The organism is Inquilinus ginsengisoli (assembly GCF_050434925.1).
GTDB lineage: Bacteria > Pseudomonadota > Alphaproteobacteria > DSM-16000 > Inquilinaceae > Inquilinus > Inquilinus ginsengisoli_B.
On the sequence record NZ_JBNDJK010000001.1, the window covers coordinates 6,645,467 to 6,671,976 of the forward strand.

General features: G+C 70.5%; 17 protein-coding genes. 9 read left to right on the plus strand and 8 right to left on the minus strand.

All coding sequences use genetic code 11. From position 1 onward, the window contains the following. Positions 1 to 11 precede the first annotated feature (11 nt). The 5 genes from QFZ27_RS31470 to QFZ27_RS31490 all read right to left on the minus strand — a co-directional run bounded on the left by QFZ27_RS31470 (position 12) and on the right by QFZ27_RS31490 (position 4,376). A complete protein-coding gene (locus tag QFZ27_RS31470) occupies positions 12 to 503 on the minus strand; it encodes a hypothetical protein (protein ID WP_429230404.1) in 492 nt (163 codons plus the stop codon). A 5-nt stretch (positions 504 to 508) separates the two neighbouring features. Beyond that, positions 509 to 2,371: a calcium-binding protein gene (locus QFZ27_RS31475; protein ID WP_429230405.1), complete on the minus strand. Its 1,863-nt coding sequence runs from the start codon at positions 2,369 to 2,371 to the stop codon at positions 509 to 511. Positions 2,372 to 2,415: 44 nt separating this feature from the next. Beyond that, entirely contained in the window at positions 2,416 to 2,697 is a 282-nt protein-coding gene (locus QFZ27_RS31480; protein WP_429230406.1) for a YgjV family protein, read from the minus strand. Between the two features lie 82 nt (positions 2,698 to 2,779). Next, positions 2,780 to 3,538, minus strand: coding sequence for a helix-turn-helix transcriptional regulator (locus tag QFZ27_RS31485; protein ID WP_429230407.1), 759 nt, complete (start codon positions 3,536 to 3,538; stop codon positions 2,780 to 2,782). Continuing rightward, positions 3,531 to 4,376 (minus strand): helix-turn-helix domain-containing protein, encoded by an 846-nt coding sequence (locus QFZ27_RS31490; RefSeq protein WP_429230408.1) that lies wholly within the window; start codon positions 4,374 to 4,376, stop codon positions 3,531 to 3,533. The genes QFZ27_RS31485 and QFZ27_RS31490 overlap by 8 nt, the downstream gene beginning before the upstream one ends. 288 nt (positions 4,377 to 4,664) lie before the next feature. Here QFZ27_RS31490 and QFZ27_RS31495 point away from each other — a divergent pair, with 288 nt between their 5' ends. After that, the gene (locus tag QFZ27_RS31495; protein WP_429230409.1) at positions 4,665 to 5,564 is read left to right on the plus strand and encodes a LysR substrate-binding domain-containing protein; all 900 of its coding nucleotides are present in this window, start codon (positions 4,665 to 4,667) and stop codon (positions 5,562 to 5,564) included. Between the two features lie 270 nt (positions 5,565 to 5,834). Then, positions 5,835 to 6,542 carry a Crp/Fnr family transcriptional regulator gene (locus tag QFZ27_RS31500; protein WP_429232514.1) on the plus strand — a complete coding sequence of 236 codons (708 nt, stop codon included), beginning with the start codon at positions 5,835 to 5,837 and terminating at the stop codon, positions 6,540 to 6,542. A gap of 262 nt (positions 6,543 to 6,804) precedes the next feature. On the opposite strand, the gene QFZ27_RS31505 is transcribed toward QFZ27_RS31500, so the two are convergent. Next, a complete protein-coding gene (locus QFZ27_RS31505) occupies positions 6,805 to 7,293 on the minus strand; it encodes a hypothetical protein (protein WP_429230410.1) in 489 nt (162 codons plus the stop codon). Between the two features lie 356 nt (positions 7,294 to 7,649). Here QFZ27_RS31505 and QFZ27_RS31510 point away from each other — a divergent pair, with 356 nt between their 5' ends. From QFZ27_RS31510 to glgB, 7 genes are all read left to right on the plus strand, one after another. Then, positions 7,650 to 8,915 carry a paraquat-inducible protein A gene (locus QFZ27_RS31510; RefSeq protein ID WP_429230411.1) on the plus strand — a complete coding sequence of 422 codons (1,266 nt, stop codon included), beginning with the start codon at positions 7,650 to 7,652 and terminating at the stop codon, positions 8,913 to 8,915. Next, positions 8,908 to 10,599, plus strand: a complete 1,692-nt coding sequence (locus tag QFZ27_RS31515) for a PqiB family protein (protein WP_429230412.1) — start codon at positions 8,908 to 8,910, stop codon at positions 10,597 to 10,599. The genes QFZ27_RS31510 and QFZ27_RS31515 overlap by 8 nt, the downstream gene beginning before the upstream one ends. Further along, a complete protein-coding gene (locus QFZ27_RS31520; protein ID WP_429230413.1) occupies positions 10,599 to 11,162 on the plus strand; it encodes a PqiC family protein in 564 nt (187 codons plus the stop codon). Before QFZ27_RS31515 ends, QFZ27_RS31520 begins: the two co-directional genes overlap by 1 nt. Before the next feature lie 305 nt (positions 11,163 to 11,467). Further along, positions 11,468 to 12,673 carry a (R)-mandelonitrile lyase gene (locus QFZ27_RS31525; protein WP_429230414.1) on the plus strand — a complete coding sequence of 402 codons (1,206 nt, stop codon included), beginning with the start codon at positions 11,468 to 11,470 and terminating at the stop codon, positions 12,671 to 12,673. A gap of 431 nt (positions 12,674 to 13,104) precedes the next feature. Continuing rightward, positions 13,105 to 16,155 (plus strand): alpha-1,4-glucan--maltose-1-phosphate maltosyltransferase, encoded by a 3,051-nt coding sequence (locus QFZ27_RS31530; RefSeq protein WP_429230415.1) that lies wholly within the window; start codon positions 13,105 to 13,107, stop codon positions 16,153 to 16,155. 2 nt (positions 16,156 to 16,157) lie between these two features. Further along, entirely contained in the window at positions 16,158 to 19,448 is a 3,291-nt protein-coding gene (gene treS / locus QFZ27_RS31535; RefSeq protein ID WP_429230416.1) for a maltose alpha-D-glucosyltransferase, read from the plus strand. Further along, on the plus strand, positions 19,441 to 21,633 hold the full coding sequence (gene glgB / locus QFZ27_RS31540; protein ID WP_429230417.1) for a 1,4-alpha-glucan branching protein GlgB: 2,193 nt from the start codon (positions 19,441 to 19,443) through the stop codon (positions 21,631 to 21,633). Before treS ends, glgB begins: the two co-directional genes overlap by 8 nt. A 6-nt stretch (positions 21,634 to 21,639) precedes the next feature. Here the strand turns inward: glgB and QFZ27_RS31545 are convergent, their stop codons facing one another. Together QFZ27_RS31545 and QFZ27_RS31550 are read right to left on the minus strand one after the other, a co-directional pair. Next, the gene (locus QFZ27_RS31545; RefSeq protein ID WP_429230418.1) at positions 21,640 to 24,156 is read right to left on the minus strand and encodes a beta strand repeat-containing protein; all 2,517 of its coding nucleotides are present in this window, start codon (positions 24,154 to 24,156) and stop codon (positions 21,640 to 21,642) included. 35 nt (positions 24,157 to 24,191) lie between these two features. Next, positions 24,192 to 26,453, minus strand: coding sequence for a calcium-binding protein (locus QFZ27_RS31550; RefSeq protein WP_429230419.1), 2,262 nt, complete (start codon positions 26,451 to 26,453; stop codon positions 24,192 to 24,194). Positions 26,454 to 26,510: the final 57 nt, after the last annotated feature.

Sequence of the window (26,510 nt, forward strand, 5' to 3'; positions counted from 1 at the left end):
CGAGACCGGCCTCAGCCCGCGCCGCGGCCGAGATGGCCGGCGACGAAGTCGTTGACGGCCAGCCGCATCGGCCGGGTCCGGCCGTCCTTGTAGTGGCGCTTGAAATAGACCAGCCGCTTGTCCTGGATGGCCTGGCGCGCCGCCGCCAGCACCAGGCGGTTGGCTGCGGGGTCATCCGCCGACCAGGCATTGATGACGATGCAGTCGCCGTCGCGAAGCTCGGGCACGTCGCCATGGCCTCGCATCCAGGCCTCGGCATTCGCTTCGCTGGTCGCGGCCCAGCCGAGGAAGCCGACCACCCGGCCGGTGTCGTCGACCACGAGCTGGTAGTGCCCGCGGTTGATCTGCCCGACCAGCACCCGCGACCAGGTGCCGAAGGGCAGCGCGGCGAAGGCGGGCTTCGTCATCAGATGGCTGACGGCGAGGCCCAGCGCCGCAGCCGCGCCGTGGGGCCGGGCCAGGCGCAGCCCGCGTGGCGTCGCCTCGGCTGTCATCGCAATCATGGCGGCTACAGCACGAAGTCGCCGGCGGTGAGCGTGATGCCGCCCGTCAGGGTGATGTGGAAATCCGAGACCTTGTCGCCGTTGAGGTCGCCGGCGATGGTGGTGACGCCGGGGCTGGTGACGGCGGCGCGGAGCTGCCCGGCAACGCCGGTGTAAAGGCCGTCGCCGATGAAGCTGAAGGCCTGGTTGCCGGCGGCGGCGGTGCTGGCGTCGATCGCCGACAGGTCGATGCGGTCGGCCTGGGCCCGGCTGAAATCGGTGATCCGGTCGGCATTGGCACCGACCACGCTGTCGCCGATCGCGGTGAAGGCGAAGATGTCCGCGCCGAGGCCGCCGCCCAGCGCGTCCTTTCCGGCGCCGCCCAGGATCACGTCGTTGCCCTCGAAGCCGTTCAGCACATTGCCGGAGGCAGTGCCGGTGATGCGGTCGCCGGCCTTGCCGCCATTGACGTTCTCGATCGAGAGATAGCGGTCGCCCGCGGCGTCCCCGCCGCTGCCGATCCCCGACGCCAGGTCGACCGTCACCGCGGCCGCGGCGCCGAAATAGCTGGCAAGGTCGATGCCGGTGCCGCCGTCCAGAGTGTCGGCCCCGGAGCCGCCGGCAAGAATGTCGTTGCCGCCGGATCCCTGCAGCCGGTTGGCGCCGGAGACGCCGGTCAGCCGGTCGGTGCCCTGACCGCCGACGATGTTCTCGATCAGGGAAAAGCGGTCGCCCTGGGCGGTGCCGCCCGCGCCCTGGCCGGTGGCGAGGCTGACCACGATTCCGGCCGTGCTGTCGGCATAGGAGATCGTGTCGATGCCGCCGCCGCCTTCGAGCAGGTCGCCCCCTGCCCCGCCGGTCAGGACGTTGTCGGCCGCATTGCCGGTCAGATGGTCGCCGAAGGCGCTGCCGACCAGGTTCTCGATGCCGGACAGCGTATCGCCCTGGGCGTCGCCGCCGGTGCCGGCGCCGGCGGCGAGGCTGACCGCAACCGCCGCCGCGCTGTCGCTGTAGGTGGCGGTGTCGATGCCGGTATCCGTCTGAAGATCGCCGCCCGCCAGCAGATCCGCTCCGGCCCCTCCGCGCAGCACGTCGTTGCCGTCGAGCCCGCCCAACACGTCGGCGCCGGCCATGCCGTTGAGAATGTCGTTGCCGTCACGGCCGTCCAGAAAGTTCGCCTCGGCCGACCCGATCAGCGTGTCGTTGGCGTCCGAACCGATGACGCTTTCGATCGACACCAGCGTGTCGCCATCGGCCTCGCCGCCCGAACCGGTCCCGGTCGTCAGGTTCACGACGACCCCGGCGATGCCGTCGCTGTAGAAGGCCTGATCGATGCCGGCACCACCGTCGAGGAGGTCTGCCCCGGTTCCTCCCTCCAGCGAGTCGTTGCCCTCGCCAGAGATCAGTTGATCGTTGCCGCCGAGCCCGTGGATGAAATCATTGCCCGCGAGGCCGACCAGGCGATTGATTCCGGCCGACCCGGTCAGAGAGTCGTTGAAATTCGCCCCGGTGATGTTCTCCACGTCGGATGCAATCTGATCTTGATTGTTGGAGTCGCCGATCTCCGCCAACACGATCCGGTTGGCCGCGCTGTAGTCGACCGTGTCGACGCCGGCACCGCCGCTGATCGTATCCGGCTCGTCCACATCCTTGTCGCCCGGCCTCAGCACGTCGTTGCCGGCCCCGCCCGACAGCGCGTCGCTGCCGAGCCCGCCGTCGATGGTGTCGTCGCCGCCGCCGCCGGCGACCAGGTCATCGCCGTCAGCGGCGAGGATCTGGTCGGCATTGCTGGTCGCCAGCGCGATGTCGGTGAAGCCGACCGGCACCAGCGTGCCGTCGCCGGCGACATGGATGACGTCGTTGTCTGCGGTTCCGTTCACGGTGGCCATGATTCATCTCTCTGTAGATCAGATCGGGTGGCGAGGATGTCCTATCAGCTTCCCCGCCGGTCCGATGTCCCCGCGGGAACAGGTCGTTGCGGGAAGAGCCGCCCGCCAGATGCCGGGCGAAGCAGCTCGACCAGGCGCCAGGCGTTGATCGGCAGCAGGGCCGCCTCCATCAGCATCAAGGGGGCGCTGCCGATCAGGCCGGCATAGACCAGGAAGCTGGCGCTGCTGAGGATGGCGACGATGCGCAGGGGCAGCAGCCGCCGCATCGAATAGGCCAGGATGGTGAAGCCGGTCCCGGCATAGCCGAAGGCCTCGATCCAGTTCACAGGCGTCCTCCACATCAGCCGATGGTTCGGATGATCTTTAGCGGGAGGTCCGGGCCGGATGTGTCACCGGGGGAACAGGTGGTCAGGCCTCGATCAGGCCGAGTTGCAGCGCCGTGGCGACGGCCTCGCTGCGGCTGCCGGCCTTGAGCTTGCGCCGGGCCGAGGCGAGATAGGCGTTGACCGTGTGCATCGACAGGCCGAGCTGGCGGGCGATCTGCTTGCTGGAGCCGCCGCGGGCGACGCCGGCCAGGCAGGCGCGCTCCTGCGGCGCGACGATGTCGGGATCGACGGCGGATGGCGGCCGGGGCTGCATCGCGGCGGCGAGCCGGTCCGCGATCTTCAGCGCGCGGCCGAGATGCGGGCCGACCTGGCGCAGCAGCCGGACCTCCGCCTCGCTCCAATCCGGCCGGCGCCGCGTCCGCCAGACCGAGAGATGGGCGGCCAGGCCTCGGCGGTCGACATCGATCCAGTACAGGCCGCTGTGCCGGCCCTGCGGCCGTGCATAGTCGTTGTAGAACTCGGTCTGCAGGAAGGCGGCCTCCGGCACCGCCGCGCGATCGACGAAGACCGCCGGCAGCCGCGGCAGGGCCGGCAGCACCGGCCAGGTGGCGTGATAATGGGTGTTGTAGAGCGGCACATAGCCGGGATCGACACGGATGCGGACCGCCCCGTCCCGCGGCAGCGGCGTGCCGGTCGGATGCAGCGTCGCGGCAGCATCGCCGCCGAGCAGATCCGCCAGGCGGGTCAGCAGCGCCGGCCAGCTCTCGCGGCCGAGGGCGGCGTCATAGGCCTGCGCGATCAGGGCCGAGACCCCGTCCTCGCCCGACACCCGGTCAGCCATCGAGCACCCCGGCGGCCAGCGCCATGGCCACGGCCTCGCTGCGGCTGCCGGCCTTCAGCTTGCGCTTGGCCGAGGCCAGATAGGCGTTGACCGTGTGCATCGACAGGCCGAGCCGGCGGGCGATCAGCTTGCTGGAGGCGCCGCGGGCGACGCCGGCCAGGCAGGCGCGCTCCTGCGGCGCCAGGAGGTCGGCCGGGCCGGCCGCCGTGGGCCGGGCGCGCGTGGCGGCGAGGCGGCGCTGGATCTCCAGCGCCCGGCCGAGATGCAGCCCGACCGCGCCGAGCACGCGGAGCGCGGCCGGCTCCCATGCCGGCTGCCAGCGCTGCCGCCACAGGCACAGCATCCTCCGGTCGGCGCCGTCGCCGGTCCCGAACCAGGAAATGTTGCTGTACTTGCCCTGCGGCCGGATGTGGTCGTTGTAGAACTCCGTCCGGGTGTAGGCCGCCTCCGGCACCAGCATGTGGTTGGTGACGACCGATCCGGCCGGCAGCCGGGCCATGGCCGGCACGGCCGGCGACATCCGGTGGTAATGGTCGTTGTAGGGCGGGATGAAGGCCGGGTCGCAGCGCACATGGATGGCGCCGTCCGCCGGCGCCGCGTAGCCGGCCGGGAACAGCGCCCCGGACTCGCCGCCCAGCAGGTCCAGCAGGCGGATCAGCACCGCCTCCCACGCCTCGCCATCGAGGCTGGCGTCATAGACCTGGCCGACCAGCCTGAGGATGTCGTCCTCGCCGGGCGGGGACGCGGCCGGACCGCGTGCATCGATCCGGCGGCGCCGCGGCGCCGGCACGGCAGGCGCCCGGGCGGCGCTGGTGGATGAGTCAGGACGATCGAGCATCGGCCCCGTCGGGATGCGGCGCTGTCCGCCTGCGCCTGGGTTGGGGATCGGCCTCCCCGCTACGACAATCATTGCGTGTGAGACGCGGTCTCAACGTTACGCCGGTCACAGCCGAGACATGCCGAAGCCCGGCAGAGGTCCGACCCGGCCCGCGGAAGCCTCCGCGCAGACCGGGTCGCTCGTACATTGCTATGACTTGGCACGAATTGCCGGACAAGCGATCATTTCTGCGTCAATGACTGAGGCGGGCTCATCCATGGGGCCGATCACGCTTTCCGGAGGCCGGCGATGAGGCGGCTGCCGCCGCTCGACTCCCTGCGCGCCTTCGAGGCGGTGGCCCGGCTCGGCAGCTTCAAGCGCGCCGCCGAGGAGTTGGCGGTCACCGCCAGCGCCGTCAGCCACCGGGTCGCCGATCTCGAGGCGGATCTCGGCGTCGCCCTGCTGGTGCGGCATGTCCGGCGCGTCGAGCTGACCTCCGAGGGCGAAGGCCTGGCCGCCGGGATGGGCCGGGCGCTGCACGAGATCCGCCGCACCGTGGCCAGCGTCGACCGGCGGGGCCGGCCCCGCCTGCGGGTCAGCGCGATCCCGTCGCACGCCGTGCGCTGGCTGGCGCCGCGGCTGCAGCGGTTCCGCGCGCTGCACCCGGAGGTCGACATCGACATCATCGCCGACCTGGCTTTGGCCGACCTGCCGCAGCGCGCGGTCGACATCGCCCTGCGCTTCGGCGGCGGCGCCTATCCGAACCTGCGCGTCGAGCGGCTGATGACCGATGCGATCTTCCCGGTCGCCAGCCCGGACTATGTCGCGCGGCGTGGGCCGGTGACCGGGCCGGCCGATATCCTGCGCCTCGACCGGCTGATCGACACCACCGCCCGGGACGACCAGAGCGGCGCGCATTGGCAGCATTGGTTCGAGACCAACGGGCTGCCGCTCGACGCGGTCAATGACGGCATGAACCTGACCGGCTCGCTGCTGGCGCTGGAGGCCGCGGTGAACGGGCTGGGCGTCGCCATCGCCCGCCGCACGCTGGTCGAGGAGGATCTGCGGACCGGCCGCCTGCTGCGGCTGCTGGACGCCGAGATCCCAACCAACTGGAACCACTATGCCGTGACCCTGCCCACCCTCGCCGACTGGCAGCCGATCCGGCAGTTCGTCGACTGGCTGAAGGCGGAGGCCGGCGGCCCCTGACCGGCTGGGCGACCGGCGGGCGGCGATACCTCATTTCTAGCGTATTGAGCCGACCGGCCCGTTTGCAGACAATCTTCACATCACGGAGCGCCGGGGCGACGGAGCGAATGCCGCCGCCGCCGAGACCTCCGACGAAGGGCGGAGACGCATCGGCGTCGCCGCGGAACCAATGGATCACCGGCCGGGAGCGCCGGGACGCGGGCCTTGCGGGGCCTCGCGTCCCGGACCGCGCCAACGGCCGGCCATCGCTGGAGAAGACCCGTGAATTACATGATGACCTGGGCCTCGGCCCACCCTGCAGGCGAGCCCCGCCGTTCGGCCGGCGGCGGGCCCGCGACGCTGGATGCCATTCCGATGCGGCTGACCGAACGGCGCTACGACGACGGCGACACCATCTTCCTGCGCGGCGATCCGGGCGACAGCATCATGGTCGTGCTGTCCGGCCGCGTGGCGCTGCGCCTGATCTCGCGCCAGGGGCGGGAGATCCTGCTCGGCATCCTCGGCGCCGGCGAGATGTTCGGCGAGGTCTCGGCGCTGGACGGCCGCGGCCGCAGCGCCGATGCGGTGGCGCTGGGCGAATGCCGGCTGCGGATCATCGACGGGCGCGACATGCGGCGCATGCTGAAGCAGTCGCCCGAAGCCTGCCTGCAGATGATGGAGCTGCTGACCACCCGGCTGCGCCGGACCAGCGACCAACTCGAGGGCGTGGCCCTGCTGAACCTGCCGGCGCGGCTGGCCCGGCTGCTGCTGACCCTGGGCGAGACCGAGGCCGGGCGCACGCCGCCGGGGCGAGCGGTGCGCCTGCCGCGGACCCTGTCGCAGCGCGACCTCGGCCTGCTGATCGGGGCCAGCCGGTCGAAGGTCAATGTCCAGATCGGCCGCTGGATCGCCGAAGGCATCCTGGGCCGCGAAGGCAACGCGCTGGTGCTGCAGGACCGCGACCGTCTGGCGGATATTGCCGAGACGGAGGAGATTTGAGGCGACGAGGCGACAAATTCGTCGACGTCGCGAGCTCAGTTGAAGCTTAACGAGTCCCCCCTCCCCTTGCGGGAGGGGATTAGGGGGAGGGGGTTTTCTCCGCTCGATCCGGCCAGCCCCTCAGGCGAACAACAGGCTCTTTAACCAAGCCGGATCTGCCACCCCATTCGCGCGCGGACGCGCGCAGACCCCTCCCCCTACCCCCCTCCCGCAAGGGAAGGGGGGACTAGGAAGAAGGGGATCGGGCAGACGGGCCGGAGGCCTACCGCTTCAGGGTGATCACGACGGCGTCGCCGCCGAGGCTGAGCATCAGGCCGGTGCGCTTGGTCTTGAGGCGCATCACCACGCCCCTGTCGTTCTTCAGCCACAGGGCGCCGCCGCTCTCCTCGCCGATGGCGAAGCCGTAGCGGCCCTGGACATAGGCGCCCTCGAAATCGTCGGCCTTGGCCAGGTCATAGACCTCGCCGGTGGCTTCGAGCGTCGACACGCCGATGCCGCCGATGCCCAGCCCCGACACCGTGAACGGATAAGTCCTGCCGCGGAACTGCAGGGTGCCGTCGCCGGTGTTGCCGCTGCCGATGAAGGCGGCCTGGACCTGGCTCATCTCGACGGTGCCGGACGGGGTCTGGTTCTTGACCGTTTCGGTGGTGGTGCCGGTGCCGCCCCCCTGCTGCGAGCACGCGCCCAGCGCCAGGAGCGCGGCAGCGAGGACGATCCGCGCGCGATGCGCCCTGAAGAAACCGAGTGCCATGTTCTCCCCCTCTTATTGTATCGTGTTCTGAATTCTCGGCTTGGCGCGCCGCTCACGGCTTGGCGATCCGAAAACTGCTTGCGCTCTGCCGCCATTCTGGTGAGAAAAATACAAATGTTCAATGACTTTAAGGCGACGAGCGCCCCATCCCGACCATACAATATTATGGAACCGGAATTATTCCGGAGTGGCATCGAATTCATTTTGATACAATGCAGTCGTCGTCGCAGTGTTTCTTGGCAACGCATTGATGACATTGAGGGAATGAACAGGCATGGTGCTTCAGGGGATATTTCCGGGGCGGATGCTTGGCGCCGAGTGGATCTGAGGTGAACGCCGCAGGCCGATCCGGTCCCGTGCCGGGATATGGGCCGGCCCACGATCCGAGCGCGCCGCGCCTGATGGAATGCCACGAATGCGGCCTGGGCCATGCCGTGCCGGTGCTGCCGGACGGCACCGCCGCCCGCTGCGTGCGCTGCGGCGCGACGCTTCACAAGTTCCGCGCCAGCTCGCTGGACCACGCCTTCGCCTATGCCTGCGCCGGGCTGGTGCTGTTCCTGATGGCGAACTTCCTGCCCTTCCTGTCGCTGGAGATCTCCGGCCGGGTGCAGAGCGCCAGCCTGGTCACCGGCGTCTACGCCCTCTACCAGCAGGGGCTGTGGGAGCTGGCGGCGGTGGTGGCGTTGACCATGTTCGTCGCCCCCGGCCTGCGGCTGGGCACGCTGTTCCTGGTGCTGGGAGGCCTGCGGCTGAGGCGCCCGCCGCGCTGGCTGCCGCGGCTGTACCGCTGGGCCGACCTGCTGGGCCCCTGGGCGATGATCGAAGTCTACATGCTTGGCGTCTTCGTCGCCTATGTGAAGCTGATCGATCTCGCCACCATCGTGGTCGGGCCCGGCCTCTATTCGGTCGGCGGGCTGATGCTGGCGATCATCGCCGCCGGCACCAGCCTGGACACCGAGACGGTGTGGCGGCAGTTCGAGCGCCGTGGCCTGGTGCCGACCCCGCCGCCGGCCGATCCGCGCCGGCCGACCTGCCTGTGCCATGGCTGCGGCCTGGTTTCCAACCTGCCGCCCGTCGGCCACGGCGAGTGCCCGCGCTGCGGCGCCGCCTTGCACCGCCGCCGGCCGGACAGCCTGACCCGCACCTGGGCGCTGGTGGTGACCGCGATCATCCTCTACATCCCGGCCAACCTGCTGCCGGTGATGACCGTGGTCTCGCTGGGCAGCGGGGCGCCGGACACGATCATGAGCGGGGTGATCGAGCTGGCCGATGCCGGCATGTGGCCGCTGGCGGCGCTGGTGTTCTTCGCGTCGATCACCGTGCCGGTGCTGAAGCTGGCCGGGCTGATCTACCTGCTGGTCACGACCCAGCGCGGCAAGACGGGGCAGTTGCGCAACCGCACCGTGATCTACCGCATCGTCGAGGCGGTCGGCCGTTGGTCGATGATCGACATCTTCATGATCTCGATCCTGGTGGCGCTGGTCCAGCTCGGCCGGCTGGCGACGATCGAGCCCGGGGTCGGCGCCGTGTGCTTCGCCGCCGTGGTGATCACCACCATGATCGCGGCCATGACATTCGATCCGCGCCTGATCTGGGACGCGGCGGGGGAAAACCGTGACTGACATCGATCATCCCGCGCCCGGGGCGCCGGCCGCGCCGCGCATCGACCGCAAGCGCCGGTTGTCGCCGATCTGGCTGGTGCCGATCGTGGCGGCGCTGGTCGGCGTCTATCTCGCCTGGATCACCCTGTCCGACAAGGGGCCGACCATCACCATCACCTTCCAGACCGCGGACGGGCTGGAAGCCGGCAAGACCGTGATCAAGCACAAGGAGGTGGTGTTCGGCACGGTCAAGAGCCTGGCCCTGACCGAGGATCTGAGCCATGTCGAGGTCACCGCCGAGATGACCAAGGAGGCGGCGCCGCATCTGCGCCAAGGCACCCGGTTCTGGGTGGTGCGGCCGCGCCTCTCCGCCAGCGGCGGGCTGACCGGCTTCTCCACCATCGTCTCCGGCGCCTATATCGAGCTCGACCCCGGCCAGGGAGCCAGCGAGCAGAGCTACACCGGCCTCGAGGACCCGCCGGTGGTGCGGGCAGACATGCCCGGCACCGAATTCCTGCTCACCGCCGACCGGATCGGCTCGATCGGCGCCGGCTCGCCGATCTATTTCCGCGACGTCCAGGTCGGCCAGGTGATGGGCTTCGATTCATCCAATCTCGAAGCGGGAGTGAAGATCCATACCTTCGTCCGCGCGCCCTATGACCGGCAGGTCTATGCCGGCACCCGGTTCTGGAACGCCGCCGGCATCTCGCTGACCACCGGGCCGCAGGGCTTCCGGCTGCAGATCGAATCGCTGCAGGCAGTGCTGGCCGGCGGCATCGCCTTCGACACCCCGAGCACCGCCCGGACCGGAGAGCCGGCCAAGGCCGGCACCAGCTTCGCCCTCTACAAGGACCAGACCAGCGTGCAGGAATCGGAGTACACGATCCGCCTGCCCTACCTGGTCTATTTCGACAGCTCGGTCGGCGGCCTGGCGCCGGGCGCCCCGGTCGAATGGCACGGCATCAAGATCGGCCAGGTCACCGACGTCCGGCTGCAATACGACGCCGTCGCGGGCATGGCCCGGATCCCGGTCACGATCGAGGTGGAGCCGCAGCGGATCGAACTGGTCGGCACCGACCAGGCCTTCGGCAGTGGCGCCAATGTGGAAGCGCTGGTCCGGCGCGGGCTGCGGGCGCAGTTGAAGACCGGCAACCTGCTGACCGGCGCGATGGTGGTGTCCTTCGAGATGGATCCCACCCTGCCGCCGGCGGAGCTCGGCACCGGCGACCGCTATCCGGTGATCCCGAGCGTGCCGGGGCAGCTGGACAGCGCCATGCGCTCGATCAACGGCATCCTCGACAAGGTCTCGTCGCTGCCGCTGGAGAAGCTGATCGAGCAGGCCAACGCCACGCTGAAATCCTTCGAGACGCTCGCGGCCGCGCCGGAGATCACCGAGTCGCTGCGCTCGCTCGCCGGCACCCTGGCCTCGACCCAGCAGCTGTTGAGCCAGGCCAACACCGATCTCGGCCCGGTGATCCAAAAGCTGCCGCCGCTGCTGGACGCGGCACAGCAGGCGGTGCGGCGGCTGAGCGGCACGCTCGGCTCGGTCACCCAGGGCTATGGCGCGGATTCGACCTTCAAGCGCGACCTGACCCGGCTGATGAGCCAGGTCGACGACACGCTGCGCTCGGTCCGCGTCCTGACCGACTATCTCGAGCAGCACCCCGAGGCGCTGATCCGGGGCAAGACCGAAGGGTTCAACTGATGATGCTGTCCCGCCGCGCCGCCCTCACCATCCTGCTGGCCGGGACGGCGGCCTGCTCCTCGACGCCGCCCAAGGTCTACACCCTGACGACGGTGCCGGGCACGGCGGTCGGCGGCCGGCCGGTCACGGCCTCGGTGGCGCTGGTCGACATCCCGAAATATCTCGACCGGCCGCAGATCGTCCGCCGCTCGGGCGCGAACCAGCTCGGCGTCGACGAGTTCGAGCGCTGGGGCGAGCCGCTGGCCAACATGGTGCAGCGGGTGCTGGCCGACGACCTGACGGCGCGCCTGCCGGCCGGTTCGGTCGTCACCACCAGCCGGACGCTGTCCGGCGACGAGGCCCAGACGGTGGAGCTGGCGGTCGGCCGCTTCGACCCGGATTCGGACGGCACCGTGGTGCTGCAGGCGCAGTGGCGGGTGCGGCGCAACGCCGGCGGCCGGGCCAAGACCGAGACCGCCCGCATCACCCGCCGCCCGGCCGACGACAGCATCGCCGCCGAGGTCCGGGCGATGAGCGAAGCGCTGGGCGAGCTCGCCGACCGCATCGCCCAGGGGATGCGGTAAGGCCAGCGAAGTGACTGCGTCTCCCGCTTGCAAAGTAAGTCCCCCCGCAAGGCGAGGGGGAACAAAAAATGGCGCAAGCACAATTCCTACACGTTCGTAGCAGCGAGTCAGCGCCCCACCAGCCGCTGCAGGTGCTCCGGGTAGCGGGCGCCCTGCACGGCAATGCCGGACAGGGCGTCGCTACCGCGGAGACCCGAATCCGAATTCATGAGCCCGATCGATAGCTCCATGCATCATCGGGCGTCTAATCGCCCGCGGCCGCCCGGCCCATCTCCGGACCACCGGAAGAACGGAAAGGGTGACCGATGAAGCTGTTTGCCACCACGCTCGCCATGCTGTCCCTGGCCGCATCGGCCGAGGCGGAGCAGCGGAAGCCGGCCCCACGCGTAGCCCCGGCCGATGTCCGGGCGGTCGCCCCGGCGCTGGCCGGCTACACCGATGAAGTCCTGTTCGCGGATGTCTGGGCGCGGCCCGATCTCGCCCCCCGCGACCGCAGCCTCGTCACCGTCGCCGCGCTGGTCGCCGGCGGCCACACCCGGCAGATGACGGGCCATTTCAACCGGGCGCTGGACAACGGCGTGACGCCGGGCGAGATCACCGGGATCATCACCCATCTGGCGTTCTATTCCGGCTGGCCGAATGCCATGTCGGCGGTCGACTTTGCCAAGGAGGTGTTCGAGAAGCGCGGCATCGGGCCCGACCGGCTGGCACCGCCTTCGGACGAGCCGCTGCCGATCGACGAGGCCGCGGAAGCGCGGCGCGCCGCCGCGGTCGAGGCCATGGCCGGCGCCGTTGCCCCGGCCCTCGCCGGCTACACCAACGGCGTCCTGTTCGGAGACCTGTGGCGGCGCGACGACCTGACGCCGCGCGACCGCAGCCTGGCGACGATCGCCGCCCTGATCGCGGCCGGCCAGGCCGAGCAGCTGACCTTTCACATGAACCGGGGGATCGACAACGGCTTGACCCCGGCCCAGTTGTCTGAGGTCATCACCCATCTCGCCTTCTATGCCGGCTGGCCCAAGGCGATGTCCGCGGTCCCGGTCGCCAAATCGGTGTTCGAGGCGCGCGGCCTGCCGCCGGCCGCCGGTTCCGAGACGCAAGGGAGCACGACATTGGACATCGTTCGCCACGATTCGACCCCCGCCCAGCCCGGCCCGGCGGAATATTTCACCGGCACGGTCCGGATCGCCTCGCGCTTCCAGCGCACCGATCCAGCCCGGGTCGGCGGCGCCATCGTCAGCTTCGAGGCCGGCGCCCGCACCGCCTGGCACACCCATCCGCTGGGCCAGACGCTGATCGTCACCGCCGGCCAGGGCTGGATCCAGCGCGAGGGCGGCCCGGTCGAGGAGATCCGCCCCGGCGACGTGGTCTGGATTCCGCCGGGCGAGAAGCACTGGCACGGCGCCACCGCGACGACGGCCATGACCCATGTCGCCGTCTCGGAGTCACTCGGCGGCAAGAGCGTCGACTGGCTGGAGCACGTGACCGACGCGCAGTACGGGGCCCGCTGAGCACCACAGCGGCGGCCCGGCCATTCTCTTATTGTCATCGCCGGGCTTGACCCGGCGATCCAGGGGCCGCCCGGAGCGGCCTCGACATTCCCTGGATGCCCGGGTCAAGCCCGGGCATGACAGTTAAAAATGGAATCACAGCCCGTAAGAGACTCGCTGTTTTCCATCACCGTTAACCAGCCGCTCCGCCATGGCAGGCGCGGCGGTCCCGGAAAGACAGGAACCGTCACGACGCCACTCCCGTTCACGAGGACAGAAGCCACTGTCGGGAGGGGTGGGCAATGCCCGCACAGGCACTTCGGTCGCGTCGACGCATCCATGACAATCCGCCCGGACCCCGACCCCAGCCTCGCCATCTCTATTCCATCCCGGCCGGTCCCGAGGCGATCCCGACGGATGTCCTGAGCAGCATCCTTCCGCATGTTGCGCGGATGGGGTTCGGCCATGTCATGATCGCGGCGGCACCGGAGTCCTGGGGATCGGCCGCGCTGGACTCCGTCATCGCGGCCTGCCGCGGCCATGGGCTGGGCGTCGTGCTCGACCTGGCGGGCCGGATCGTGCCCAAGGGCGCGGGGCAGGCGCCGCCGGACGATGAGCCGCCGGACCCACGCCGGGCGCCGGACGGGCGGGACGTGGTGCTGCGCAAGGATGCCGGGCTGGCGCGCGCGCTCGCGGCCCTGGTGAAGGCGGGCATCGGCGGCTTCGTCTGCGGTGCCTCCGACGCGGACGAGGCCCGGCAATGGGGCGGCGTCATCGCCGGGACCCGCCAGGAGGCCGCCGACATCTGGTTCGGCGCCTGGGCCGACCCGGCGGCGGACCAGGCCCTGCTGCGCGACAGCGGCTTCGACGCCACTCTCGCGACCGCCGGGCTGCTCGACAGCTGGCGCCGGTCGCCGCCCGATCCGGTGGCGCCGGTGCTGCCGGCCATCACCACCCCCGAGCCGGCCGCCGGCCCACGCCTGGCGGCGATTGTGCGGCACCCGGCGCTGCTGCGCCGCGCCTATCGGCGGTCGCTGCGGCTGGCCGCCGCCGCGGGCGACGGGCTGCTGCTGCCGATGGGCTTCGAGCTCGCCGCCCGCGAGACGCCGATCGGCACCGCCGAAGCCGAGCTGCGCTGGGCCCGCGAGACGGCGCCGTTCGACCTGAGCGAGGAGATCGGCGCCACGATCGCGGCGCTGGACCGGCCGGACGGCAGGGCCGCCGCGCTGCGCGGCCTGACCGGCCCGGAGGCCACGGTGGTCGCGCTGCTGCGCAGCGATGCCGGCGCGGCGCCGGACCGGGCCGAGCTGATCCTGGCCAACACCGACCTGCACCGGCCGGCGACGCTGCAGCCGGCGCCGGTGCGGCGCGGCGTCGGCGGCGAATTCGGCCCGTTCATTGACAAGCTGGGCACGGGCAAGCCGGGCGCGGCGCCGGCCGGGCTGGACGGACCGATCACGCTCGACGCCGGCGAGACCCGGGTGCTGGAGGCGCCGCGCGCGGCGCCGGTCGCCGCCGCCCCGTCGCGCGTCGCCGAGCTGGATCTGGCCCGCGCCATCCGCGCGCCGCGGGTGGCGATCGAGGCGATCTCCCCCTCCCCCGGCCATCCGCGCTTCCCGGTCCGGCGCACCGCCGGCGAGAGCGTCCGGGTCGAGGCCGACGTGATCACCGACGGGCACGAGATTACCGCCGTCGCCCTGCTGTGGCGGCCGGAGGATGAGCGGGCCTGGCGCGAGCAGCGCATGGCGCCGATCGGCAACGACCGCTGGGCGGGGGAATTCCCGCTGGAGCGGATCGGGCGCTACCTCTTCGCCGTCGAGGCCTGGCGCGATGTGTTCGGCACCTACCTGTCCGACCTGCGCAAGAAGCAGCTGGCCGGGCTGGACCTGACCGTCGAGATCGAGGAGGGCCGGCTGCTGGTCGAGCAGGCCAAGAACCCCGCCCGAGGCCGGATCCGGGCCGAGCTGGATGCGCTGCTGGCCGGCTTCACCGAGGCGCCGCCGGCGGACCGGCTGGCGCGGCTGCAGGCGCCGGAGACCGCAGCGCTGATGGCCAGGGCCGACCGACGCCCCTTCGCCATCCGCCAGGACCCGCCGCAGGCGGTGGATGCGGAGCGCCGCGCCGCCGGCTTCGCCAGCTGGTACGAGCTGTTCCCGCGGTCGCAGAGCGGCGACCCGAACCGGCACGGCACCTTCGACGACGTGATCCCGCGGCTGCCGGCGATCCGCGCCATGGGCTTCGACGTGCTGTACCTGCTGCCGATCCACCCGATCGGCCGGAAGAATCGCAAGGGCCGCAACAACAGCCTGACCCCCGGGCCGGACGATCCCGGCAGCCCCTATGCCATCGGCTCGGACGAAGGGGGGCATGACGCGATCCACCCCGAGCTCGGCACCATCGAGGATTTCCGCCGGCTGCGCGACGCGGCGGCGGAGCACGGGCTGGAGCTGGCGCTGGACTTCGCCGTCCAATGCTCCCCCGACCATCCCTGGCTGCGCGAGCATCCGGGCTGGTTCGGCTGGCGGCCGGACGGGTCGATCCGCTACGCCGAGAACCCGCCGAAGAAGTATGAGGACATCGTCAATGTCGAGTTCTACGCCGAGGCGGCGCTGCCCGACATGTGGCGGGCCCTGCGCGACATCGTCGCCTTCTGGGTCGGCGAGGGGGTGCGGCTGTTCCGGGTCGACAATCCGCACACCAAGCCCTTCCCGTTCTGGGAATGGCTGATCGCCGACATCCGCAGCCGCGACCCCGGCGTGGTGTTCCTGGCCGAGGCTTTCACCCGGCCGAAGGTGATGTATCGCCTGGCCAAGATCGGCTTCTCGCAGAGCTACACCTACTTCACCTGGCGCAACAGCAAGGCGGATCTGACCAGCTACCTGACCGAGCTGACCACGACGGCGCCGAAGGATTTCTTCCGGCCGCACTTCTTCGTCAACACGCCGGACATCAACCCGCAGTTCCTGCAGACCAGCGGCCGCCCGGGCTTCCTGATCCGCGCCGCGCTGGCGACCACTCTGTCCGGCCTGTGGGGCATGTATAACGGCTTCGAGCTGTGCGAGGCGCGGGCCGTCCCGGGCAAGGAGGAGTATCTCGACAGCGAGAAATACCAGCTGCGCGCCTGGGACTGGGACCGGCCCGGCAACATCGTCGCCGAGATCACCCGGCTGAACCGGATCCGCCACGCCAACCCGGCGCTGCACAGCCATCTGGGCCTGACCTTCTACAACGCCTTCAACGACAGCATCCTCTACTACGGCAAGGCGACGCCGGACCGCGGCAACGTCCTGCTGGTCGTCGTGAATCTCGACCCGCACCGGCCGCAGGAAGCCGATATCGAGATCCCGTTGTGGGAATGGGGCCTGCCGGACCACGGCGCCCTGGCGGCCGAGGACCTGATGACCGGCCGCGCAATCACCTGGCACGGCAAGATCCAGCACATCCGCCTCGACCCTGCCGCGCCCTTCGCGATCTGGCGCGTCCGTCCGGCGCAGGAGGTTTGACCATGGCGAACCATTCCCCCGCCCCCGGCTTCGACGACCCGACCTGGTACAAGGACGCGGTCATCTATCAGCTGCATGTGAAGTCGTTCTTCGATGCCAATGACGACGGGATCGGCGACTTCAAGGGGCTGATCTCGAAGCTGGACTACATCGCCAGCCTGGGCGTCGACACGTTGTGGCTGCTGCCCTTCTACCCCTCGCCCCGGCGCGACGACGGCTACGACATCGCCGCCTATACCGAGGTGCATCCGGATTACGGCACCATGGCCGATGCGCGCCGCTTCATCGCCGAGGCGCACCGCCGCGGGCTGCGGGTGATCACCGAGGTGGTGATCAACCACACCTCCGACCAGCACCCCTGGTTCCAGCGGGCGCGGCGGGCCAAGCCAGGCTCCTCGGCCCGGAACTTCTACGTCTGGTCCGACACCGACCAGGCCTATGCCGGCACCAGGATCATCTTCCTCGACACCGAGACGTCGAACTGGACCTGGGACCCGGTGGCCGGCGCCTATTTCTGGCATCGCTTCTACTCGCACCAGCCGGACCTGAACTTCGACAATCCACGGGTGCTGGCGTCGGTGCTGCGGGTGATGCGGTTCTGGCTCGACCTCGGGGTCGATGGGCTGCGCCTCGACGCCATCCCCTATCTGGTCGAGCGCGAGGGCACCTCGAACGAGAACCTGCCCGAGACCCACGCGGTGCTGAAGCAGATCCGCGCCTATCTCGACACGCATTACCCGGGCCGCATGCTGCTGGCCGAGGCCAACCAGTGGCCGGAGGACACGCAGGAGTATTTCGGCCGCGGCGACGAATGCCACATGGCGTTCCACTTCCCGCTGATGCCGCGCATGTACATGGCGATCGCGCGCGAGGACCGGTTCCCGATCAGCGACATCATGCGCCAGACGCCGGAGATCCCTGAGAATTGCCAATGGGCGATCTTCCTGCGCAACCATGACGAGCTGACGCTCGAGATGGTGACCGACAGCGAGCGCGACTATCTGTGGGAGACCTACGCCGCCGACCGGCGCGCCCGGATCAACCTCGGCATCCGCCGCCGCCTGGCGCCGCTGCTCGAGCGCGACCGCCGGCGCATGGAGCTGATGAACAGCCTGCTGCTGTCGATGCCGGGGACGCCGGTGCTGTATTACGGCGACGAGATCGGCATGGGCGACAACATCCATCTCGGCGACCGCGACGGCGTGCGCACGCCGATGCAATGGTCGCCCGACCGCAACGGCGGCTTCTCCCGCGCCGATCCGGAGAAGCTGGTGCTGCCGGCGATCATGGACGCGCTGTACGGCTTTCCGGCGGTGAATGTCGAATCCCAGGGGCGCGACCCGCATTCGCTGCTGAACTGGACCCGCCGGATGCTGGCGCTGCGCCGCCGGCACCGCGCCTTCGGCCGCGGCACGCTGCGCTTCCTGTATCCCGGCAACCGCAAGATCCTGGCCTATCTGCGCAGCTTCGAGGACGAGACCATCCTGTGCGTCGCCAACCTGTCGCGGGCGCCGCAGGCGGTGGAGCTGGACCTCGCCGATTTCGAGGGCCGCTCGCCGGTCGAGATGACCGGCGACACCGTGTTCCCGCCGATCGGCCAGCTGACCTATCTGCTGACGCTGCCGCCCTACGGCTTCTACTGGTTCCATCTGCACGCCGACGCCACGGCGCCGCGCTGGCACCAGGAGCCGCCCGAGCAGATGCCGGAATTCGTCACCCTGGTGCTGCGCGACGGCCTGGCCGATGTGCTGTCGTCGGCGTCGCGGCAGATCCTGGAGACGGAGAGCCTGCCGGCCTATCTGCCGAAGCGCCGCTGGTTCGCGGCCAAGGACCGACGCATCGACAGCGTCCGCATCGCCAAGGCGACGCCGCTGCCGGGGACCGATCTGATGCTGACCCAGGTGGAGACGACCGCCGGGGGCACGACGGATTGCTACCAGGTGCCGCTCGGCATCGCCTGGGAGGATGGCGGCCTGCCGGCGCTGCAGCAGCAATTGGCCGTCGCCCGGGTCCGGCGCGGCCGGCGCGTCGGCTTCCTGACCGACGCCTTCTCGCTGCGCGAGCTGCCGCTGGCCCTGATCGACGGGCTGCAGACCGGCCGCACGGTGCCCACCGAAGACGGGGAGATCCGGTTCCGGCCGACGACACGGATGGAGGGCTTCGAGCTGCCGCCGGATGTCGAGATCCAGTGGCTCGCCGCCGAGCAGTCGAACAGCTCGCTGGTGATGGGCGACAAGCTGGTGCTCAAGGTGATCCGGCGGATCCGCCCCGGCATCCATCCCGAAGCCGAGATGGGGCGCTATCTGACCGAGCATGGCGCCGGCAACATCGCCCCGTTGTTCGGCGAGGTGGTGCGGATCGGCGCCGATGGCGAGCCGCGGACCCTGGCGATCGTCCAGGGCTTTGTCCGAAACCAGGGCGACGGCTGGGGCTGGAGCCTGGACAATCTGCGGCGGACGGTGGACGAGATGACGCTGACCGACGGCGCCGGCGGCGAGGAGGGTTTCGCCGACGAGGCCGGTTTCGCCGCGGCGATCGGCCGGCGGCTGGCCGAGATCCACACCGTTCTGGCCCGGCCCTCCGACGACCCCGCCTTCGCGCCGGAGCCGGTGGATGCCGGGACGGTGCGCGGCTGGATCGAGGAGGCCCGGGTCGAGATCGACGGTGCGATCGCCACGGTCGCGGCGATGCGCGACTGGCCGGATGCGGCGACGGAAGCGGCGGCGAAGCGGCTGCTGGCCGGACAGGACGGGCTGGCCCGGCTGGTCGAGCGCCTGGCAGACGCCGGACGGGGGTCGCTGCAGACCCGCGTCCATGGCGACTTCCATCTCGGCCAGGTGCTGGTGGCGCAGGGCGACGCCTATCTGATCGATTTCGAGGGCGAGCCGACCCGGCCGATCGCCGAGCGCCGGCACAAATCGAGCCCGCTGCGCGACGTCGCCGGCCTGCTGCGGTCGATCGACTATGCCGCGGCCACGGCCGACGACGCCACGCATGATTCCATCCCCGAGGCGATGCGGCAGCAGCGGACCGCCCTGCTGCAGCGGTATCGAAGCGAGGCGTCGCAGGCCTTCCTCGAGGCCTATCGCGCGGTCGCGCGGGCGGCGCCGCATCCCTGGGCGACGCCGGAGGCCGAAGAGGCGCTGATCGCGTTGTTCTCGCTGCAGAAAGCGGCCTACGAGATCCGCTACGAGGCGGCAAACCGCCCCGGCTGGATCGGCCTGCCGATCCGCGGCCTGGCCGCCCTTCTCGACCAGCTCGCCGCCGAAGCGAAGGTTCTGACCGATGCCTGATATCGCACTGCCGACCGGCCTCGATCCCGCCGCCCTGGACGCGATCGCGGCAGGACGCCATGGCGATCCCTTCGCGATGCTCGGCCCCCACCCGACCGGGGACGGCACCGCGGTCCGCGCCTGCCTGCCCAATGCCGACAAGGTCGAGGCGGTGGCGCGGATGGATGGCCGCCGCCTGGCAAGGTTGAAGCTCGTCCACCCGGCCGGGGTGTTCGCCGGCGTCCTCGACGAAGACGAGCCCTATCTGCTGCGCATCACCTGGCCCGGCGGCGCGGTGCAGGAGACCGAAGATCCCTATGGCTTCGGGGTGCTGCTGGACGATCCCGACCTGCACGCTCTGGCTGCCGGCGATCCGGAGGCGGTGCGGCGCTGCCTGGGTGCCCGGGTGGTGACGATCGATGGCGTCGAGGGCACCCGCTTCGCCGTCTGGGCGCCGAATGCCAGCCGCGCCTCGGTGGTCGGCGAATTCAACAGCTGGGACGGCCGGCGCCATCCGATGCGGCTGCGCCATCACGGCGGCATCTGGGAGATGTTCATCCCGCGCGTCGCCGACGGCGACCTCTACAAGTTCGAGCTGGTGGACCGGCACGGCCATGCGCTGCCGCAACGGGCCGACCCGCTGGCGCGCGAGACCGAGCCGCCGCCGCGCACCGCCTCGGTGGTGCCGCTGCCCCTGCCCTTCCGCTGGACCGACGGCGACTGGATGCAGGGCCGGGCCGAGCGGCAGGCCGCCTCCGCCCCGATCTCGATCTACGAGCTGCACGCCGGCTCCTGGCTGCATGGCGAGGACGGAAAGCCGTTCAGTTGGGACGGCTTGGCGGAGCGGCTGGTGCCCTATGTCGCCGGCATGGGCTTCACCCATCTCGAGCTGATGCCGATCGCCGAGCACCCGTTCACCGGCAGCTGGGGCTACCAGCCGCTCGGCCTGTTCGCCCCGACCGCACGGTTCGGGCCGCCGGAGGCCTTCGCCCGCTTCGTCGATTCCTGCCATCGGGCCGGCATCGGCGTGCTGGTCGACTGGGTGCCGGCGCATTTCCCCGGCGACGCCCATGGTCTGCACCGCTTCGACGGCACCGCCTTGTACGAATACGACGACCCCCGCGAGGGCTTCCATCGCGACTGGAACACCTGGATCTACAATCTCGGCCGCACCGAGGTGGCCGCATTCCTGCTGGCCAGCGCCCTGGAATGGCTGGACCGCTACCATGTCGACGGGCTGCGCGTGGATGCGGTCGCGTCCATGCTCTATCGCGACTACAGCCGCAACCCGGGCGAATGGATCCCCAACGTCCACGGCGGACGCGAGAACCTGGAATCGATCGCCTTCCTGCGCCGGCTGAACGCGCTGGTGGCCGAGCGCCACCCCGACGCCGTGGTGATCGCCGAGGAATCGACCGCCTGGCCCGGCGTGACCGCGCCGGTGTCGGAGGGCGGCCTCGGCTTCAATTACAAGTGGAACATGGGGTGGATGCACGACACGCTCGGCTACATTGCGCAGGACCCGATTCATCGCAAATACCACCACAACGCGATGACCTTCGGGCTGCTCTACGCCTTCAGCGAGCGCTTCATGCTGCCGCTGTCGCATGACGAGGTGGTTTACGGCAAAGGGTCGCTGCTGGGCCGCATGCCGGGCGACACCTGGCAGCGCTTCGCCAATCTGCGCGCCTATTTCGGCTTCATGTGGAGCTCGCCTGGCAAGAAGCTGCTGTTCATGGGCGGCGAGTTCGGCCAGGAGCGGGAGTGGAACCACGACGCCCAGCTGGACTGGCACCTGCTGGACGACCCGCTGCATCGCGGCATGCAGCGGCTGGTGCGCGACCTGAACCGGATCTACCGGGCCGAGCCGGCGCTGCACCGGCGCGACGCCGAACCCGCCGGCTTCGCCTGGACCGTGGCCGGCGATGCCGAGGCCAGCGTCTTCGCCTATCTGCGGCTGGGCGCCGAGGGCGACCCGCCGATCCTGGTGGTGTGCAACTTCACCCCGGTGCCGCGGCCGGATTACGGCATCCGGGTGCCGCAGGGCCGGCAGTGGCGCGAGATCCTCAACACCGATGCCCGAGTCTATGGCGGCGGCGGCATCGCCGCCGAGCGCCCCCCCGTGGCCATCCGTGAGGCGGACGGCCACGACCGGCTGGTGATCTCCCTGCCGCCGCTCTCCACCACGGTGCTGCGCGGGGAGTGAGCGCCCTCAGAGCACGAAATCCGCGGCGGTGAGCGGGTGATCGGAGACGACGTTGACGGCGAAGTCCGGCACCTTGTCGCCGTTGATGTCGGCGTAGACCACCTGGACGCCCCCGGACGTCACCACCCGCAGCTCTGCGCCGGTGCCGGTGAAGGCGCCGGTGCCGAAGCTGAAGGCGGTATCGCCGTTGGCCGGATTGCCGTCGGCGTCGATCGCCGACAGGTCGATGCGGTCGCCGGCCGTGAAGTCGGCGATGGTGTCCTTGCCGAGGCCGGAGACGGCGCTGTCGGAGAGGGCGGCGTAGACGAAGCGGTCGTTGCCGCCGTCGCCCTTCAGCATGTCGCCGCCGCCACTTCCCCTGAGCACGTCGTTGCCGGCCAGGCCCCACAGGGTGTTGGCGTTCGCATCGCCGGTCAGCGTGTCCGCGAAGGCGGAGCCCAGCACCTGCTCGATGCCCGAGAAGCTGTCGCCCTCGGCGGTGCCGGTGGCGAGGCTGACGGTCACTCCGGCGGCCGAGGCGGCATAGAAGATGGTGTCGATGCCCGCCCCACCGACCAGGGTGTCGGCCCCGGTGCCGCCGTCGAGCACATCGTTGCCGTCGCCGCCCTCGAGCCGGTCGTTGCCGGCGCCGCCGGCAAGGCTGTCGTTGCCGGCCTCGCCGAAGACCTGGTCATTCTCGCTGCCGGCGTCGACGGAGTCGTTGCCGATGCCACCATGGATGGTGTCGACGCCGGCGCCGCCGATGAGGCGGTCGTTGCCGGCCCCGCCGTTGAGGCTGTCGTTGCCGGCCTCGCCCGCCAGGGAATCGTCGCCGCCGCGGCCGATCAGCATGTCGGCGCCGTTGCCGCCGCCGAAAATGGTGCGGCCGTCATCACCCGACAGCTGATCGTCGAAGCTCGACCCGAACAGGTTTTCGATGCCGGTCAGCCCATCGCCCTGGGCGTCGCCGCCCGCGGCGGTGTGGGCCAGCAGGTCGATAACGACAGCCGCGGTCGAGCCGCGGTAGTCTGCCTGATCGATGCCGGCGCCGCCGTCCAGCGCATCGGCCCCGGTCCCGCCGTGCAGGGCATCGTCGCCGGCGCCGCCGGTCAGGGCGTTCGTCCCGGCCCCGCTGATCAGCCGGTCCGCCAGCGCCGACCCGACGAGGTCGTCGATCTGGAACAGCGTGTCGCCTTGGGCATCGCCGCCGAGGCCGGTGCCGGAGATGAGATCGACCGTGACCCCGGCGGCCGAGGCGGAATAGTCCGCCGTGTCGATGCCGGTATCGGAGTGCACTCCCGGGAAGTCGCCATACAGGCGGTCGGCGCCGGCGCCGCCGACCAGCACATCATCGCCGGTGTCCGTCGGCAGATCGCTGTCGCCGATGAGGAGGTCGTCGCCGGCGCCGCCGATCAGCCTGTCGTCGCCGACTTCGCCAGCGAGCACATTCCCGCCGCCGTCACCGCTCAGGATGTCGTCGAAGAAGGAGCCGTCCACGCCTTCGATGCCGGAGAGCGTGTCGCCTTCGGCGTCGCCGCCATGGCCGGTGCCGAGCGACAGGTCGATCGTCACCGCGACGGCGGAGTCGGCGTAGGAGGCGACGTCGAGAACGCCGTCGCCGCCGATCAGGCGATCGGCGCCACCACGCCCGACCAGGCCGTCATCGCCCGCACCGCCGGTGAGAGTGTTGTCCGCGGCGTTGCCGGTCAATTGGTCGCGGAAGGCGGAGCCGGTGAGGTTCTCGATGCTCGTCAGCCCGTCGCCCTCGGCGTCGCCGCCGAGGCTGGTGCCGAGCGACATATCGACCCTCACCGCGACCGACGAGGCGGAATAATCCGCCGTGTCGACGCCGCTGCTTCCGTTCAGCGCATCGGCGCCCGCACCTCCCACCAGCACGTCGTTGCCGGCCGCGCCGTGAAGGAAGTTCGCCGCGCCGTCGCCGGTCAGGGTGTCATCGAAGGCGGAGCCGACGGCCGCTTCGATGCTGGTGTAGACGTCACCCTGGGCATCCCCCTGGTTGACGCCGGTCTGCAGGTTGACGACCACGGCGGCGGAGGCGTTGTCGTAGTGGGCGACATCGAAGCCGGCGCCGCCGTTGAGCTGGTCGGCGCCCGCCCCGCCGCTGAAGCCGTTGGTGCCGGCCCCGCCGGTGAGCACGTCGTTCCCGGCCGAGAAGGAGATCAGGTCCACAAAGGTGCCCCTGCCCAGCCCGCCGGCGTTGAGCGTCACGGTGCCGCCCTGGGCGGTGCCCTGGACCGTGAGGACCACCGCGCCGGTGATGTTGGCGTCGTAGAAATCCTGGCCGATGGTCAGGTCGACGCTGCCGGTGGTCACGGCGTTGACGACGTTGAAGCCTTTGATCCCGGCATAGCCGGTCAGGGCCAGGACCAGATTGCCGATGATGCCGAAGTCGAGGGTGGCGCCCACAGCCCCGGTCACCGTGTCGGTGGTGTCGAAGAAGGCGAGATTGTTGACGGTGCCGAATTCGCCGGATCCGATCGAGGTGGTCTCGGGCCCGTCGACGGTGAAGGTGTAGTTGGCCATGACGTGACTCCCTGGGTTGATGCGCGGCGGCGGCCCTAGAGCACGAAGTCACCGGCGGTGAGCGGGTGGTCGGAGACGATGTTGATGGCGAAGTCCGAGACCTTGTCGCCGTTGACGTCGGCATAGACCACCTGGATCGCTCCGGACGTCACCACCCGCAGTTCCCCGGCGTGGCGGGTGTAGTCGCCGGTGCCGAAGGTGAAGGCGGTGTCGCCGTTGGTGGAGTTGCCGTCCGCGTCGATCGCCGACAGGTCGATCACGTCGCCGGTCGCGAAGTCGAGGATGGCGTCCTTGCCGAGGCCCGAGACCGCGCTGTCGGACAGGGCGGTGTAGACGAAGCGGTCGTTGCCGGCGCCGCCCTTCAGCGCATCGCCGCCGCCACCTCCGGCGAGCACGTCGTCGCCGTCGAGACCCCACAGAGTATTGGCAACGGCGTCGCCGGTCAGCGTGTCGACCTGGGCCGAACCCAGCACCTGCTCGATGCCGGAGAAGCTGTCGCCCTCCGCCGTGCCGGTGGCGAGGCTGACGGTGATTCCGGCGGCCGAGGCGGTGTAGCTGATGGTGTCGATGCCGGCGCCACCGACCAGGGTGTCGGCCCCGGCGCCGCCGTCGAGCACATCATTGCCGTCGCCACCCTCGAGCCGGTCGTCGCCGGCGCCGCCGGCAAGGTTGTCGTTGCCGGCCTCGCCGAAGACCTGGTCGTTCTCGCTGCCGCCGTCGACAGAGTCGTTGCCGATGCCGCCATGGATGGTGTCGAGCCCGGCGCCGCCGATCAGGCGGTCGGCGCCGTCGCCGCCGTCGAGGCTGTCGTCGCCGGCCTCCCCGGCCAGGGCATCGTCGCCGCCATTGCCGATGAGCGTGTCGGCGCCGTTGCCGCCGCCGAGGATGGTGCGGCCGTCGTCGCCGGTCAGATGGTCGTCGAGGCTGGACCCGAACAGGGTCTCGATGCCGGTCAGCGTATCGCCCTGGGCGTCACCGCCCGCGGCGGTGTGGGCCAGCAGGTCGACGGCGACGGCGGCGGCCGAGCCGCGGTAATCCGCCTGGTCGACGCCGTCGCCGCCCTCCAGCACATCGGCCCCGGCCCCGCCATGCAGGGCATCGTCGCCGGCGCCTCCGGTCAGGGCGTTCGCCCCGGCCCCGGCGATCAGCCGGTCGGCCAGCGCCGACCCGATCAGGTTCTCGATCCCGCTCAGCCTGTCGCCCTCGGCATCGCCGCCATGGCCTGTGCCGGAGATGAGATCGACCGTCACCCCGGCCGTCGAGGTCGAGTAGCCCGCCGTGTCGACGCCGGTGTCGCCGGTGTCGTCGGGGGTGGCGGCGCCGACGAGGAGGTCGGCGCCGGCGCCGCCGTCGAGCCTGTCGTTGCCGCCCAAACCAAAGAGGTAGTTCGCGGCGCCGTCACCGATCAGCGTGTCATCGAAGAAGAACGAGCCGTTCACAGCGTCGATGCCGGAGAGCGTGTCGCCTTCTGCGTCGCCGCCATGGCCGATGCCGAGCGACAGGTCGACCGTCACCCCGGCCGGGGAGAGGGCATAGATGGCGTTGTCGAAAGGGCCGTCGCCGCCGTCCAGATGATCGGCGCCGGCGCCGCCAGTCAGGGTGTCCGTGCCGGCGCCGCCGAGGAGCACGTCGTTGCCGGCGCCACCCTCGAGCCGGTCCTCGCCGCCACCGCTGGACAGGACATTCGCCCCGCCATCGCCGGTCAGCATGTCATCGAAGGCGGAGCCGACGAGACCTTCGATGCCGGTGTAGACATCGCCCAGGGCATCCCCCTTGCTGCCCCCGGTCTGCAGGTCGGCAATAACGCCGGCGGCGGCGTTGTCGTAGCGGGCGAGATCGAAGCCGGCGCCCCCGTCGAGCTGGTCGGCGCCCGCCCCGCCATAGAGGTTGTCGCCGCCGCCGCCGCCGGTGAGCACGTCGTTCCCGGCGGAGAAGGAGATCAGGTCCACCGGACGCTCGCCGTTGAGGCCATTGGCGTCGAGCGTCACGGTGCTGCCGGTGCCCTGGACCGTGAGATGCGCCCCCGCGGCCAGGTTGGCGTCGTAGAAGTCCTGGCCGATGGTCAGGTCGAGGCTGCCGGTGGCCTGGGCGTTGACGATGCCGAAGCCGGTGATCCCGCCATAGCCGGTCAGGTAGAGAACGAGGTTGCCGGCGATGCCGAAGCCGAGGGTGGCGTTCGCCGCCCCGGTCACCGTGTCGGTGGTGTCGAAGAAGGCGAGATTGTTGACGATGGCGAATTCACCGGGGCCGACCGAGCCGGTCTCGGGCCCGTCGACGGAAAATGTGTAGTTGGCCATGTCATGTCTCCCTCTGGTGTGCCGGCCGGCGGCAGCCGGACGGCACCATACGAGGTC

Coding starts and splice junctions, on each gene's coding strand:
- QFZ27_RS31490 (WP_429230408.1), bottom strand. CDS start 4,376: ATGCTCGATCGTCCTGACTCATCCACCAGCGCCGCCCGGGCGCCTGCC.
- QFZ27_RS31525 (WP_429230414.1), top strand. CDS start 11,468: ATGAAGCTGTTTGCCACCACGCTCGCCATGCTGTCCCTGGCCGCATCG.
- QFZ27_RS31470 (WP_429230404.1), bottom strand. CDS start 503: ATGATTGCGATGACAGCCGAGGCGACGCCACGCGGGCTGCGCCTGGCC.
- QFZ27_RS31550 (WP_429230419.1), bottom strand. CDS start 26,453: ATGGCCAACTACACATTTTCCGTCGACGGGCCCGAGACCGGCTCGGTC.
- QFZ27_RS31500 (WP_429232514.1), top strand. CDS start 5,835: ATGATGACCTGGGCCTCGGCCCACCCTGCAGGCGAGCCCCGCCGTTCG.
- QFZ27_RS31530 (WP_429230415.1), top strand. CDS start 13,105: ATGGGGTTCGGCCATGTCATGATCGCGGCGGCACCGGAGTCCTGGGGA.
- QFZ27_RS31475 (WP_429230405.1), bottom strand. CDS start 2,371: ATGGCCACCGTGAACGGAACCGCAGACAACGACGTCATCCATGTCGCC.
- QFZ27_RS31495 (WP_429230409.1), top strand. CDS start 4,665: ATGAGGCGGCTGCCGCCGCTCGACTCCCTGCGCGCCTTCGAGGCGGTG.
- QFZ27_RS31485 (WP_429230407.1), bottom strand. CDS start 3,538: ATGGCTGACCGGGTGTCGGGCGAGGACGGGGTCTCGGCCCTGATCGCG.
- QFZ27_RS31545 (WP_429230418.1), bottom strand. CDS start 24,156: ATGGCCAACTACACCTTCACCGTCGACGGGCCCGAGACCACCTCGATC.
- treS (WP_429230416.1), top strand. CDS start 16,158: ATGGCGAACCATTCCCCCGCCCCCGGCTTCGACGACCCGACCTGGTAC.
- QFZ27_RS31520 (WP_429230413.1), top strand. CDS start 10,599: ATGATGCTGTCCCGCCGCGCCGCCCTCACCATCCTGCTGGCCGGGACG.
- glgB (WP_429230417.1), top strand. CDS start 19,441: ATGCCTGATATCGCACTGCCGACCGGCCTCGATCCCGCCGCCCTGGAC.
- QFZ27_RS31505 (WP_429230410.1), bottom strand. CDS start 7,293: ATGGCACTCGGTTTCTTCAGGGCGCATCGCGCGCGGATCGTCCTCGCT.